The organism is Pseudomonas ulcerans (genome assembly GCF_036324125.1).
GTDB classification, from domain to species: domain Bacteria; phylum Pseudomonadota; class Gammaproteobacteria; order Pseudomonadales; family Pseudomonadaceae; genus Aquipseudomonas; species Aquipseudomonas ulcerans.
Window position 1 is genome coordinate 94,617 of the sequence record NZ_JAZDQN010000006.1, and the last position, 13,418, is coordinate 108,034.

At 61.7% G+C, this 13,418-nt stretch carries 13 protein-coding genes; 12 read left to right on the forward strand and 1 reads right to left on the reverse strand.

From position 1 onward, the window contains the following. The first annotated feature begins 234 nt into the window (after positions 1-234). From V0R59_RS07765 to V0R59_RS07775, 3 genes are all read left to right on the forward strand, one after another. On the forward strand, positions 235-2,040 hold the full coding sequence (locus V0R59_RS07765) for a phenylacyl-CoA dehydrogenase (protein WP_330074333.1): 1,806 nt from the start codon (positions 235-237) through the stop codon (positions 2,038-2,040). 235 nt (positions 2,041-2,275) lie between these two features. Further along, positions 2,276-3,559: a GGDEF domain-containing protein gene (locus V0R59_RS07770; RefSeq protein ID WP_330074334.1), complete on the forward strand. Its 1,284-nt coding sequence runs from the start codon at positions 2,276-2,278 to the stop codon at positions 3,557-3,559. Positions 3,560-3,682: 123 nt separating this feature from the next. Next, the gene (locus V0R59_RS07775) at positions 3,683-5,461 is read left to right on the forward strand and encodes an acyl-CoA dehydrogenase C-terminal domain-containing protein (protein WP_330074335.1); all 1,779 of its coding nucleotides are present in this window, start codon (positions 3,683-3,685) and stop codon (positions 5,459-5,461) included. Between the two features lie 232 nt (positions 5,462-5,693). On the opposite strand, the gene V0R59_RS07780 is transcribed toward V0R59_RS07775, so the two are convergent. After that, positions 5,694-6,614, reverse strand: a complete 921-nt coding sequence (locus V0R59_RS07780) for a LysR family transcriptional regulator (RefSeq protein WP_330074336.1) — start codon at positions 6,612-6,614, stop codon at positions 5,694-5,696. A 103-nt stretch (positions 6,615-6,717) separates the two neighbouring features. Here V0R59_RS07780 and V0R59_RS07785 point away from each other — a divergent pair, with 103 nt between their 5' ends. The 9 genes from V0R59_RS07785 (at position 6,718) to V0R59_RS07825 (ending at position 13,417) form a co-directional block, all read left to right on the forward strand. Then, a complete protein-coding gene (locus tag V0R59_RS07785) occupies positions 6,718-7,416 on the forward strand; it encodes an MOSC domain-containing protein (protein ID WP_330074337.1) in 699 nt (232 codons plus the stop codon). Next, a complete protein-coding gene (locus V0R59_RS07790) occupies positions 7,413-8,681 on the forward strand; it encodes an aspartate aminotransferase family protein (protein ID WP_330074338.1) in 1,269 nt (422 codons plus the stop codon). Before V0R59_RS07785 ends, V0R59_RS07790 begins: the two co-directional genes overlap by 4 nt. Positions 8,682-8,931: 250 nt before the next feature. Then, on the forward strand, positions 8,932-10,131 hold the full coding sequence (locus V0R59_RS07795) for a tyrosine-type recombinase/integrase (RefSeq protein ID WP_028240170.1): 1,200 nt from the start codon (positions 8,932-8,934) through the stop codon (positions 10,129-10,131). Beyond that, complete coding sequence (locus V0R59_RS07800) at positions 10,128-10,427, forward strand: hypothetical protein (protein ID WP_033045758.1); 300 nt, start codon at positions 10,128-10,130, stop codon at positions 10,425-10,427. The genes V0R59_RS07795 and V0R59_RS07800 overlap by 4 nt, the downstream gene beginning before the upstream one ends. A gap of 13 nt (positions 10,428-10,440) precedes the next feature. Beyond that, positions 10,441-10,824 carry a type II toxin-antitoxin system RelE/ParE family toxin gene (locus V0R59_RS07805; RefSeq protein WP_028240169.1) on the forward strand — a complete coding sequence of 128 codons (384 nt, stop codon included), beginning with the start codon at positions 10,441-10,443 and terminating at the stop codon, positions 10,822-10,824. Further along, on the forward strand, positions 10,808-11,110 hold the full coding sequence (locus V0R59_RS07810) for a helix-turn-helix domain-containing protein (RefSeq protein WP_028240168.1): 303 nt from the start codon (positions 10,808-10,810) through the stop codon (positions 11,108-11,110). Before V0R59_RS07805 ends, V0R59_RS07810 begins: the two co-directional genes overlap by 17 nt. Positions 11,111-11,189: 79 nt before the next feature. After that, a complete protein-coding gene (locus tag V0R59_RS07815; protein ID WP_028240167.1) occupies positions 11,190-11,657 on the forward strand; it encodes a TIR domain-containing protein in 468 nt (155 codons plus the stop codon). After that, positions 11,657-12,283 (forward strand): Nmad2 family putative nucleotide modification protein, encoded by a 627-nt coding sequence (locus V0R59_RS07820; RefSeq protein ID WP_033045760.1) that lies wholly within the window; start codon positions 11,657-11,659, stop codon positions 12,281-12,283. Before V0R59_RS07815 ends, V0R59_RS07820 begins: the two co-directional genes overlap by 1 nt. 3 nt (positions 12,284-12,286) lie before the next feature. Further along, positions 12,287-13,417: a nucleoside triphosphate pyrophosphohydrolase family protein gene (locus V0R59_RS07825; protein ID WP_028240166.1), complete on the forward strand. Its 1,131-nt coding sequence runs from the start codon at positions 12,287-12,289 to the stop codon at positions 13,415-13,417. Position 13,418: the final 1 nt, after the last annotated feature.

Consider the following 13,418-nt stretch of genomic DNA (forward strand, 5'->3'; position numbering starts at 1 on the left):
TAGCCTTTATTCATCAGTGCCTTGGCCATTGAGCCGGGCATTCGCCTGCGCGTTTTTCAGACATTTCTTTGCCTTCTAACACGTATGGACGATGGCAAAAGCGCCATCGGCGGGGTGCTTGACAAGCTTCGGGCTTAAACGTAAGTTTCAAACAACTGTTTGACCGAAAGCCGCCTAGAGCTGGTCGGTGTGGTCTCTCCCCTAACAAGGATTCATCAGCAGAGGTTCATCGCTATGCCTGAATACAAAGCCCCCTTGCGTGATATTCGTTTCGTCCGTGATGAACTGCTCGGCTATGAAGCGCACTATCAGAGCCTGCCGGGTTGCCAGGACGCCACCCCGGACATGGTCGACGCCATCCTCGAAGAGGGCGCGAAGTTCTGTGAACAGGTACTGGCCCCGCTGAACCGTGTCGGTGACCTGGAAGGCTGCACCTGGAGCGAGTCGGGCGTGAAGACTCCGACCGGCTTCAAGGAAGCCTACAAGCAGTTCGTCGAAGGCGGCTGGCCGAGCCTGGCCCATGACGTCGACCACGGCGGCCAGGGCCTGCCGGAGTCGCTGGGCCTGGCCATCAGCGAGATGGTCGGCGAGTCCAACTGGTCCTGGGGCATGTACCCTGGCCTGTCCCACGGCGCGATGAACACCCTGTCCGCCCACGGCACCGCCGAGCAGCAGCACACCTACCTGACCAAGCTGGTTTCCGGCGAGTGGACCGGCACCATGTGCCTGACCGAGCCGCACTGCGGTACCGACCTGGGCATGCTGCGCACCAAGGCCGAGCCCCAGGCCGACGGTTCCTACAAAATCACCGGCACCAAGATCTTCATCTCCGCCGGTGAACACGACATGGCCGACAACATCGTCCATATCGTCCTGGCCCGCCTGCCCGACGCACCGGCCGGCACCAAGGGCATTTCCCTGTTCATCGTGCCGAAGTTCCACGTCAACGCCGAAGGAGGCGTGGGCGAGCGCAACGCGGTGACCTGTGGCTCCCTGGAACACAAGATGGGCATCCACGGCAACGCCACCTGCGTGATGAACTTCGACGCGGCCACCGGCTACCTGATCGGCCCGGCCAACAAAGGCCTGAACTGCATGTTCACCTTCATGAACACCGCTCGCCTGGGTACCGCGCTGCAAGGCCTGGCCCATGCCGAAGTGGCGTTCCAGGGTGGCCTGAAATACGCCCGCGACCGCCTGCAGATGCGTTCCCTGACAGGTCCCAAGGCACCGGACAAGGCCGCTGACCCGATCATCGTCCACCCGGACGTGCGTCGCATGCTGCTGACCATGAAGGCCTTCGCCGAAGGCAACCGCGCCATGGTGTACTTCACCGCCAAGCAGGTGGACATCGTCAAGTACAGCCAGGACGAGGAAGAGAAGAAGAAGGCCGACGCACTGCTGGCCTTCATGACTCCGATCGCCAAGGCGTTCATGACCGAAGTCGGCTTCGAAGCCGCCAACCACGGCGTGCAGATCTACGGTGGCCACGGCTTCATCGCCGAGTGGGGCATGGAGCAGAACGTGCGCGACAGCCGTATCTCCATGCTGTACGAAGGCACCACCGGCATCCAGGCCCTCGACCTGCTGGGTCGCAAGGTGCTGATGACCCAGGGCGAAGCGCTGAAGGGTTTCACCAAGATCGTGCACAAGTTCTGCCAGGCCCAGGAAGGCAACGAAGCCGTCAAGGAGTTCGTCGAGCCGCTGGCCGCGATCAACAAGGAGTGGGGCGAACTGACCATGAAGGTCGGCATGGCCGCCATGAAGGACCGCGAGGAAGTGGGTGCCGCTTCGGTGGACTACCTGATGTACTCCGGCTACGCCTGCCTGGCCTACTTCTGGGCCGACATCGCCCGCCTGGCCGCCGAGAAACTGGCTGCCGGCACCAGCGAGGAAGCCTTCTACACCGCCAAGCTGCAGACCGCGCGCTTCTACTTCCAGCGCATCCTGCCGCGTACCCGCACCCATGTGGCGACCATGCTGTCCGGTGCGAACAACCTGATGGAGATGGACGAAGAGCATTTCGGCCTGTCGTACTGAGTCATCTGCTGCACTGAAAAACGCCTGCCCTTACCGGCAGGCGTTTTTTTTTCGCCCTGCGAAAGCCTTGAGGGCCTTGGCGATACATCCCTGAATTGATCCAGCAAATGAGCTTCAAGCTCCAGTCCCTTGGTGCCGTTAAATAAATTGGCGCCAAAAATTTATCTATTCATGTGCATTGCCGATACAGTGAAGGCACAATGCCATTGTCGATCTGCTGGATCGGAGAGCTCTCTTGTTTCGTTTTTCCGCTGTAAGACCAAGTCACTTCCTGCCGAGCCTGTTCCTCCTGCTCTCGGGGCTGGCGGCCGCCTATGTGCGCGACCTGTCGGTGTTCTTCACTTCTCTGTTCAACGTCCTGCCGACCCTGGTGCTGCTGCTGGGCGGCGCCTACTGCGCGGTGTACCGGCGGCAGCGCGAGCTGTTCCTGATGATCACCGTGTACATCGCCTACTACCTGCTCGATACCCAGACCGATTACTTCCGCGACCACGGTCGTGTGCGGGAAGACGCCGCGGTGGTGTTCCACCTTGTCTGCCTGCTGCTGCCGATGCTGTTCGCCCTGTTCGGCGCCTGGCAGGAGCGCACCCACCTGTTCCAGGACATGGTGGCGCGCTTCGCCGTGCTGCTGGCGGTGGGCAGCGTCGCCCTGGGCATGGAGCAAAGCTATCCGCAGGCCCTGCTGGCCTGGCTGGTGGAGATCCGCTGGCCAGCGCTGCATGGCTCGTGGATGAGCCTGATCCAGATGTCCTACCCGGTGTTCTTCCTCGCCTTCGTCGTCGCCGTCGTCCAGTACCTGCGCGAGCCGCGTCCGCTGCACGCGGCGCAGGTCACCGGCGTGATCGGCATCTTCTGGATGCTGCCGCAAACCTTCATCCTGCCTTTCACCCTGAACATCATGTGCAGCCAGGTGATGTTGATGATCGCCGCGGCGGTTTCCCACGAGGCCTACCAGATGGCCTTCCGCGACGAGCTCACCGGCCTGCCGGGGCGCCGCGCGCTGAACGAGCGCATGCAGCGCCTGGGGCGCAACTACGTGCTGGCGATGACCGACGTCGACCACTTCAAGAAATTCAACGACACCCACGGCCACGATGTCGGCGACCAGGTGCTGCGCCTGGTGGCCAGCAAGCTGTCCAAGGTCACCGGCGGCGGGCGTGCCTACCGCTACGGCGGCGAGGAATTCGCCCTGGTATTCGCTGGCAAGACCATGGAAGAGTGCATTCCGCATCTGGAGGCGGTGCGCGAGATGATTGCCAACTACGCTATCCAGCTGCGCAATCAGGAGAACCGTCCGCAGGATGACCAGCAAGGTCGCCAGCGACGCGGCTCGGCAGGAGGCGGCAGCGTGTCGGTGACCGTCAGCATCGGTGCCTGCGAGCGCCAGCCCGAGCAGCGGACTCCCGATGAAGTGCTGAAAGCCGCGGACCAGGCGCTGTACGCGGCCAAGGGCGCGGGGCGTAACTGCGTGATGGCGCATGGGCAGAAGGAGAAGCGAGGCGCACTGCGCGTGGCGTGACCGAAACTGACTTGTCAGTCTCTAGATGACCCTATGTGTCGCAAAAGTTGTTCAGTTACACTCCGAGACCTTAGTACCGGTCCTGCAAGGGACTGCCCACGACTCAAGGTGTGAGAGGTTGCCATGGCTGACTACAAAGCGCCGCTGCGCGATATGCGCTTCGTCCTCAACGAAGTCTTCGAAGTCTCGAAACTCTGGGCAGCTCTGCCCGGGCTGGCCGAGGCGGTGGACGAAGACACCGCCATGGCGGTGCTGGAAGAAGCCGGCAAGGTCACCGGCAAGACCATCGCCCCGCTGAGCCGCGCCGCCGACGAGGAAGGCTGCCACTGGGACAACGGCACCGTACGCACCCCGGCCGGTTTCATCGAGGCCTACCAGACCTACGCCGAAGGCGGCTGGGTCGGTGTCGGTGGCGACCCGGTGTACGGCGGCATGGGCATGCCCAAGGTGATCTCGGCCCAGGTCGAGGAAATGGTCAACTCGTCGAGCCTGGCCTTCGGCCTGTACCCGATGCTGACCGCCGGTGCCTGCCTGTCGATCAACGCCCACGCCAGCGACGAGCTCAAGGAAAAATACCTGCCGAACATGTACGCCGGTGTCTGGGCCGGCTCCATGTGCCTGACCGAGCCCCATGCCGGTACCGACCTGGGCATCATCCGCACCCGTGCCGAGCCTCAGGCCGACGGCAGCTACAAGGTCAGCGGGACCAAGATCTTCATCACCGGCGGTGAACACGACCTCACCGAGAACATCATCCACCTGGTGCTGGCCAAGCTGCCGGACGCACCGGCCGGGCCGAAGGGCATCTCGCTGTTCCTGGTGCCGAAGATCCTGGTCAATGCCGACGGCAGCCTCGGTGCCCGCAACCCGGCTACCTGCGGCTCGATCGAGCACAAGATGGGCATCCAGGCCTCCGCCACCTGCGTGATGAACTTCGACGAAGCCACCGGCTACCTGGTCGGCGAGGCGAACAAGGGCCTCGCGGCCATGTTCACCATGATGAACTACGAGCGCCTGGGCGTCGGCATCCAGGGCCTGGCCTCGGCCGAACGCTCCTACCAGAACGCCGTCGAGTACGCCCGTGACCGCCTGCAGAGCCGTGCGCCGACCGGCCCGCAGGCCAAGGACAAGGTTGCCGACCCGATCATCGTCCACCCGGACGTGCGGCGCATGCTGCTGACCATGAAGGCGCTGAACGAAGGCGGTCGCGCTTTCTCCACCTACGTGGCGATGCAACTGGACACCGCCAAGTACAGTGAAGACGCCACCACCCGCAAGCGCGGGGAAGACCTGGTGGCGCTGCTGACCCCGGTAGCCAAGGCCTTCCTCACCGACCTCGGCCTGGAAGCCGCGGTGCATGGCCAGCAGGTCTTCGGTGGCCACGGCTACATCCGCGAATGGGGCCAGGAGCAACTGGTGCGTGACGTGCGCATCACCCAGATCTACGAGGGTACCAACGGCATCCAGGCCCTGGACCTGATGGGACGCAAGATCGTCGGCAGCGGCGGTGCGCTGTACAAGCTGTTCGCCGACGAGATTCGCCATTTCACCGCCACCGCCGGCAGCGAACTGGGCGAGTTCGTCAAGCCGCTGAACGCAGCCCTGGACGACCTGGACAGCCTGACCGCCTGGGTCCTCGACCGCGCCAAGGGCAACCCCAACGAGATCGGCGCCGCGTCGGTCGAGTACCTGCACGCCTTCGGCTATACCGCCTACGCCTACATGTGGGCGCTGATGGCCCGCACCGCGCTGCAGAAGCAGGGCGAGGACAGCTTCTACGCCAGCAAGCTGGGCACTGCGCGCTTCTACTTCGCCCGCCTGTTGCCGCGCCTGCAGTCGTTGTGCGCCTCGGTGAAAGCCGGCAGCGAATCCCTGTATCTCCTGGATGCGGAGCAGTTCTGAAGTAATTGCGTCATGTAAGCATTTGCTTACATGACGTGGTGACTTTTAGCCTCTTTCCCAAGATTGGATCCACAGTTAATCTTTCTCACATGGACGAAGCGCAGGACGCGCAAAGTACATCACAAGGACGGAACGAAAGGAGACCTGCCCGGGACGGTGGGACGAAAGGGAAGTCAAAGGGAAACAGTCTGTAAAGCCCCGCTTCGGCGGGGTTTTCTTTTGCCCGGTTTTTTTATCCGAGCACATCCAGGGGCGATACGCCCATCTGTCGCGGATCGATCTCCTCCTCCAGCAACGTGCGCAGCAGCTCAACCGACGCCTGCTGGCGCTGTGCATCGCGAAACACCAGGCCGACCTTCAGCGGCACTCGCGGCTCGCTCAGCGGTTTCCATAACAGTTCCGGATCTTCCGAGGCCTCCTGCGCCCGGCCTGGCAGCACCGTGGCCAGCGAGGTATGCGGCAGGCTGTCGAGAATCCCGCCCATGTTGTTCATCTCCGCCTGCACCTGCGGTCGCCGGCCGAGGTTGGCCAACTGGCCCTGCCAGATCTGCCGCACCTGGAATTCCTCGCCGAGCAGGATCATCGGCAACTCGGCGGCCTGCTTCAGCGAGACCTTCTTGAACTCGCGCAGCGGGTGGGTGCGGGGAATCACCACCTGCAACTCGTCTTCGTACAGCAACAGACCGTGCAACCCCGGCTGGCGCGGCGGCAGGTAGCTGATGCCGATGTCCAGGCTGCCGTTGAGCAGGCGCCGTTCGATCTCCAGTCCCGACAGTTCGTAGATCTGCACCACCAGGTGCGGCTGCGCCTTGCGCACCCGGTCCAGCAGTTGCGGCACCAGGCTCGGCCGCACCGTCTGCAGCACGCCGATGGCCAGGGTGCGCAGGGCCTGGCCCTTGAAGTTGCGCAGGGCCTCGCGGGCGCGCTGCATGCCGTCGAGCAGGGGCAGGGCGTGGTTGTACAGGGTGTGCGCGGCCAGGGTCGGCAGCAGACGCTTGTTGCCCCGTTCGAACAGGCTGACGTCGAGGCTGTGTTCCAGCTGGCGGATCTGCTGCGACAGGGCCGGCTGGGACAGGGACAGGCGTTCGGCGGCGCGGCCGACATGGCCTTCTTCATACACCGCGACGAAATAACGCAGTTGGCGGAAATCCATAAGACTTACTTATCGAAAATGCTCGAAAAACGAAATGGCCCCAAGGCCTGGTCGCGCCTACTCTACGCCCGTATTCACAAGGTTTACAGGCCCCGAGGGCGCGATGAACACCGTACATGTGGATGGCGTTTACATAGGCAAGGCTAAAAATCTCGGTTATGGGCTCATGACCGATATCGACAAGGAAGAGGTTGCACGGCGGCTCTGGTTATGGCCGCAGGGGCTGGGAAGCGACGAACACGGCGACCCACGTTTCCATACCGGCCCGGAACGGGCCCTGCACCACTATCCGGCCGAGCACTACGCCTGGTGGCGGAAACGTTATCCACAGATCGCCTGGCAGGCCCCGGCGTTCGGCGAAAACCTGTCGACCCATGGCATCGACGAACACGACGTGTGCCTGGGCGACCTGTTCCGCTGGGGCGGCGCGCTGCTGCAGATCAGCCAGCCGCGTTCGCCGTGCTATCGCCTCAGCCACCGCTGGGGGCTGCAGAACCTGCCGCAGGACGCCCAGGACAGCGGGCGTTGCGGCTGGTTCTACCGCGTCCTGAAACCGGGCTTCGTCAGCGCCGACGAGCCATTTGAACTGATACAGCGCAGCTATCCGGGCCTCACCGTGGCCTGGGCGCTGCACGCTTTTTACCGTGAACCTCTGGAGCATGTGGGTTTGAAGAAACTGGTGGATTGTCCGGCCCTGTCGTCACGCTGGCGCGATATCGCGATCAAGCGCCTGCGCACTGGCCGGATCGAGGACTGGAGCGCCCGCCTGCTCGGCCTGCCGCTGGAAGGACTGCGCGCATGAACCTGTTCAACCTGCGGCGTCAGGCGGCCCCGGTGATCGACGAGGCGCCGCTGGCGGCCGATCCCGTCGATCCGCTTTCCCGGGAGCACCTGATGCCCGCCATCCAGCGTGCCGAGCAAGTCTTCGTGCGTGGCCAGGGTTCCTGGCTGTGGGACAGCGAAGGCCGGGCTTTCCTCGACTTCACCCAGGGCAATGCGGTCAACAGCCTCGGCCACAGCCCCAAGGCGCTGGTCGAAGCCCTGAGCGGACAGGCGCAGGCGCTGATCAACTCGGGCGCGGGATTTCACAATCGCGGCCACCTGAAGCTGGTCAACCTGTTGTGCCGCAGCACCGGCAGTGACCAGGCCTACCTGCTCAACAGCGGGGCCGAAGCCTGCGAAGGCGCGATCAAGCTGGCGCGCAAATGGGGCCAACTGCATCGCAATGGCGCCTACCACATCATCAGCGCCAGCCAGGGCAGCCATGGTCGCAGCCTCGGTGCCTTGTCGGCCTCCGACCCGCCGCCGTGCAACCGCTGCGAGCCTGGCCTGCCGGGCTTCAGCAAAGTGCCGTTCAACGATCTGGCGGCGCTGCATGCCGCGGTGGACTCGCGCACCGTGGCGATCATGCTCGAACCCATCCAGGGCGAAGCGGGGGTGATCCCGGCGACCCGGCATTACCTCAAGGGCGTCGAGCGCCTGTGCCGCGAGCTGGGCATCCTGCTGATCCTCGATGAGGTGCAGACCGGCGTGGGCCGCTGCGGCGCCCTGCTGGCGGAGGAAACCTACGGCGTGCGCGCCGATATCCTCACCCTCGGCAAGGGCCTGGGCGGCGGCGTGCCGATTGCCGCGCTGCTGGCCCGGGGCACGGCCTGCTGTGCCGAGGTTGGCGAGCTGGAAGGCAGCCACCATGGCAACGCGTTGATGAGCGCCGCCGGCCTGGCGGTGCTGGAGACCGTGCTGGAAAAGGGCTTCTTCGACCAGGTCCGCGATGCCGGCTGGCACCTGCGCGACGGACTCAGCCGCCTGGCCGGGCGCTATGGCCTGGGCGAGGTGCGCGGCCAGGGCCTGCTCTGGGGCCTGGAGCTGCCCGAACCGCTGGCGGCCGAGGTGGTCAAGGCCGCGTTGCAGGAAGGCCTGCTGCTCAATGCGCCACGGCCTGATGTGTTGCGCTTCTCGCCGGCGCTGACCATCAGCCACGGCAATATCGACGAAATGCTCCTGCGTCTGGCTCGGGCCTTTGCCCGGGTACACACCGCGCAACTGAGCCGGCCACGCCGCTCGTAACGAATCAAACGAACCGTCTCGCGTGTCTGCGCGTCGCCCTGGACCTGTTGTTTTTGGTCCGGGGCGTTTTTTTGTTTGACGATGACTCCAGCCCGGTACTTCGCTGGACTGCGCCGTAGCTCGATGAAGCAGGTTTATCAAGGACTTACGCGCGTCCATCATATGCCGGTGCTTTCTGAAACTTGACCCGGTTTTCCCTCGCGCCGCTCCTATCTGGCTCTTGGAATTCGGGTCGTTCCAAGGAGTCATCATGGCGAAGATCAAGCTCACCAAGACCGCCGTAGAGTCGGCGCAACCCCAGGCCAAGGACATCGAACTACGGGATACCGTGGTGCCGGGTTTCCTCTGCAAGATTACCCCGAAGGGCCGTCGGGTGTTCATGCTCCAGTACCGCACGAACTCCGGGCAGCCCCGCAAGCCCTCGCTGGGCCTGTTCGGGGAACTGACCGTGGAGCAGGCCCGCGTCATGGCGCAGGACTGGCTGGCCGAGGTTCGCCGAGGCGGCGACCCCGGCGGCGCCAAGGCCGAGGCGCGCAAGGCGCCCACGGTCGAAGCGCTGTGCAAGAAGTTCATGGAGGACTACTCCAAGAAGCGCAACAAGCCGAGCACGCAGCGCGGCTATCAGGCCGTCATCGACCGCTGCATCGTCCCGCTGATCGGCCGCAAGAAGGTGCAGGACGTGAAGCGGCCCGACATTGCCGGGCTGATGGAGAAACTGGCCTACAAGCCCGCCGAGGCGAACAACGCCTTCGGCGTGCTGCGCAAGATGTTCAACCTGGCCGAAGTGTGGGGCTACCGCCCGGACGGCACGAACCCGTGCCGCCACGTCCCGATGTACCCGCCCGGCGAGGAAACCCGGCTCATCGTGGACGACGAACTGGCGCTGATCTTCCGCCAGTTGGAGAAGCTGGAGGCGGAAGGACTGGAGAACTACGTCATCCCGCTGGCGATTCGCCTGCAATTCGAGTTCGCCGGCCGCCGCTCCGAAATCTGCATGCTTGAATGGGATTGGGTCGATCTGGAGAACCGGCGCGTGGTCTGGCCCGACAGCAAGACCGGCGGCCTCTCCAAGCCCATGAGCGCGGAAGCCTATCGACTGTTCTCGACGGCACCGCGCCGAGAAGGTTGCCCCTACGTCCTGCCTTCGCCCAACGACCCGACCAAGCACCTGACCTTTGGCGAGCACTATGGCGGATGGTGCCGGGTGCTCAAGGCAGCCGGCGTCCCACACGTCGGCACGCACGGCATCCGCCACCGCTCCACGACCGACATTGCCAATTCGGGAGTGCCGACCAAGGTAGGCATGAAGCTGACGGGCCACAAGACCGTGGCGATGTTCATGCACTACGTCCACACCGAGGACAAGCCGGTGCGGGATGCTGCCGAACTGGTGGCGAGTCGGCGGCAGGCCATCACGGGCGCGCGGCGCCCTGCGGAGGCCACGGCATGAGCAAGAGGACGCTTTCGGTGGCGCCCCCCGCTGCCTTGGCGGCCGACTATCCCCGTTCCGCAATTTCCGAGACAGTGTCTGGGAAATTCGGCCTCGCCGAGCTGGCCAAGGTCTTCACGCTGCCGTGGTCGGCCTATGCGCTGCTGATTTCGGTCAAGGATGCCCGCGGATCGGTGGCCGGCATCCCGTCCAGTCGGCTCCGATTGTCGTGCCGGCGTCACGACAATCGGGCGGGCCATCCCTTCTATCTAGGTGCTACACCGGAGACTGGAAAAGTATGCCCGTTTCGGGTATAGTTTGGAGGTCGAAATGACGGTCATCCTCAAGCGCAAGGACTTTGCACGCTGGCAGTCGGGCGAGAAGCTGTCCGATGCCGCGTTGTGCAAGGCGGTTCAGGAGATGGAAAGCGGTCTGATCGACGCGGACTTGGGCGGCTCCCTCTACAAGAAGCGGGTGGCCCGCCCCGGTGGTGGTAAAAGCGGCGGCTACCGCACACTGGTATCGGCCAGGATCGGCAGCCGCTACGTGTTCCTGCATGGGTTCCCGAAGAACGACAAGGCGAACATCACGCAGGACGAGAAGAAGGCGCTGCAATTCGCCGGCAAAGCGTTCTTGCAACTGTCCGGGGAAACGTTATCGAAGGCGTTGCAGTCGGGCGTGTTATTGGAGGTGCATTGTGAGCAAGATCATTGAATCCCTGCGTGACGACCTGGCCACGCTTCATGAAGTGGGTGCGATCAGCAAGGTGACGATGCGCGAGTTCGACGCGATCTGCCCGCCGCCAGTGCGGGAGTTTGGCGCCGAGGACATTAGGCGCCTACGGGAGACGCTGAAATTCAGCCAGCCGGTGTTCGCGCATCACCTGCACACCTCGGCCTCGACCGTGCGCAAGTGGGAGCAAGGTGAAACCCGACCCGCTGGCCCGGCGCTGAAGCTGCTCAACATCATCGCCGACAAGGGGCTCCGGGCGATCCTTTGATTGATCTGCGTTTTCTGCCATAACCACCTAATTTCAGTTACGATCTTTTACGCTATCAAAACGTCGATGGAGGTGACAGATGGCAGAGAAAAGGAACGTGTTTATCAGCCATGTCCATAAGGACGATCATGGGCTCCAAAAGCTCAAAGATCTGCTGGCTCCGAAAGGGATGGATGTAAGGGACTCCTCCATCCATACAGGAAAGTTCAACAACGCCACGGATGAGCATTACATCAAGACGCAGATTCTGGCCCCAGCGATAAACTGGGCGGGCGTATTTATTTGCTACGTCTCACCCCAGACGAAAGATAGCGACTGGGTGACCTGGGAAATCGAATATGCAGCCAAGCAAGGCAAACGTATTGTTGGCATCTGGGAGCATGGTGAGAAGGAATGCGACATTCCTGAGGCACTGAAAGAATACGCCGATGCCTTGGTCGGCTGGAATGGTGACTCAATCATTGATGCGATCAACGGAAAAGATACATGGGAAAAACCCGACGGTGGCGCCTGTGATCCGGTTCCTCTGAAAAGGCATCCCTGCTGATGGCACGTGTCCACTCCTACGTGGTGCGGTACGACAGTGGTTTCGCACCCAATCCCTTTTACGAATACTGCACGCTTGCAACCTGCAAGCCAAATATCCGCAAGGGCGCTGACATCGGTGATTGGGTGGTAGGCAGTGGCAGCAATGATCGAAGTGTTCGGCGAGGCGGGTATCTGGTTTATGCGATGCAAGTCACCGAAACGATGACATTTGATGAATATGGGGCAGATCCACGGTTTGAATCTAAAAAGCCCTATCGCAACGGTAGTCGGAAGCAAAGTTGCGGGGACAATATCTACTTCAGAGCCGCACCAGCGGCCGTCTGGCAGCAACGAGATTCCTTTCACTCTCGCCCCGATGGTTCACTTAATCCTGATCACGTCACTCGCGACACGGGTGTAAACAGGGTTCTCATCAGCAATGACTTCGTGTACTTCGGAGGAGAGGGGCCGGAGTTCCCGGAAGAGCTAAAAGACCAGCAAGGCCGGTCTCTATGCAAAACAGGAATAGGTCTAACTACTTTTGACGATCCAAAACTGATTGCGAACCTAGAGCAATGGGTTCGTAGCTTTGGGCTGAATGGATATCAGGGCGCTCCATTCGAATGGCTGACGCTTCGGAGGTAACCGATGCACAAGGAAGGTTCTCTGCTGCTTTCGGACTACGCTTCGGAAATTGCAGCTACGGATGTACTCAGTCCAACCGATTTCAATCCTGTCCTTCAAGGGCTTTATGGGGAAGTCGGTGGAATAATGTCTACTGTCAAAAAACATGTCCGGGAAAAATCTGCGTACCCTGGTTTCAGAAGGGCGGCGGAAGAAGAATTCGGTGATACGCTTTGGTATTTGGCTGCGATCTGCCGGCGCATGCAAGCTCCACTTGAAGATATCTTTGCCGAGGCGGCGAATCACGGGAACTTCAAGAACATAGGGGCAGCAAGCGACATAGCCGAAGGTGCATTCGCTTACATCGCCATGCCTGTGGCGGCCCCTGCGTCGTTGGACATTACCTTGGTACGCTTGGGGCAGGCGGCCGCAGCTCTGCTGGGAAGTGGGCCTGCGCGCAATGACGTGGTCACCTTCGCGCGAGCCTATCTCGATGCAATCCATGCCGCAGAGTTGGCGTTCTCGGACGTAGCGCGGGGGAACCTCCGGAAAGCTAGGGGTGCATTCTTGGAGCCACAGGCGGTTGACCTGATTGGCCTTGATTTCGATAGCGAGTTTGGAATAGAAGAGCAGCTCCCTAGAGAGTTCAAGATCCGAGTCAATCAACGCGGTAGCGGCAAAAGCTATCTCCAATGGAATGGCGTATTCATAGGTGATCCCCTGACCGACAACATCGCTGACCGAGATGGCTACCGATTTCATGATGTTTTCCATTTTGCATATGCAGCCATCTTGCATTGGTCACCTGTAATACGGGCATTGATCAAGCACAAGCGAAAGAGCCAGTCCAAATATGATGAAGAGCAAGACAGCGGCCGGGCAATCGTCGTTGAGGAAGGGCTTACGGCATGGATTTTCTCTAGAGCCAAGGAATTAAACTATTTTGAGAATCAAGAAAAGGTTTCCCTTGGGATTCTCAAAACCATTGAAGAGTTTGTGAGTGGCTATGAGGTTGAGAAGTGCCCGCTAAAGCTTTGGGAAAAAGCCATCATGGACGGATATTCCGTATTCCGTCAAATCAAGAAAAATCAAGGCGGCTGGATCATCGGCAACCGAAAAGAACGCACCCTACAATATATGCCGCTTGAGTCTTAAG

Coding starts and splice junctions, on each gene's coding strand:
- V0R59_RS07765 (WP_330074333.1), top strand. CDS start 235: ATGCCTGAATACAAAGCCCCCTTGCGTGATATTCGTTTCGTCCGTGAT.
- V0R59_RS07775 (WP_330074335.1), top strand. CDS start 3,683: ATGGCTGACTACAAAGCGCCGCTGCGCGATATGCGCTTCGTCCTCAAC.
- V0R59_RS07780 (WP_330074336.1), bottom strand. CDS start 6,614: ATGGATTTCCGCCAACTGCGTTATTTCGTCGCGGTGTATGAAGAAGGC.
- V0R59_RS07785 (WP_330074337.1), top strand. CDS start 6,718: ATGAACACCGTACATGTGGATGGCGTTTACATAGGCAAGGCTAAAAAT.
- V0R59_RS07790 (WP_330074338.1), top strand. CDS start 7,413: ATGAACCTGTTCAACCTGCGGCGTCAGGCGGCCCCGGTGATCGACGAG.
- V0R59_RS07795 (WP_028240170.1), top strand. CDS start 8,932: ATGGCGAAGATCAAGCTCACCAAGACCGCCGTAGAGTCGGCGCAACCC.
- V0R59_RS07800 (WP_033045758.1), top strand. CDS start 10,128: ATGAGCAAGAGGACGCTTTCGGTGGCGCCCCCCGCTGCCTTGGCGGCC.
- V0R59_RS07805 (WP_028240169.1), top strand. CDS start 10,441: ATGACGGTCATCCTCAAGCGCAAGGACTTTGCACGCTGGCAGTCGGGC.
- V0R59_RS07815 (WP_028240167.1), top strand. CDS start 11,190: ATGGCAGAGAAAAGGAACGTGTTTATCAGCCATGTCCATAAGGACGAT.
- V0R59_RS07820 (WP_033045760.1), top strand. CDS start 11,657: ATGGCACGTGTCCACTCCTACGTGGTGCGGTACGACAGTGGTTTCGCA.
- V0R59_RS07825 (WP_028240166.1), top strand. CDS start 12,287: ATGCACAAGGAAGGTTCTCTGCTGCTTTCGGACTACGCTTCGGAAATT.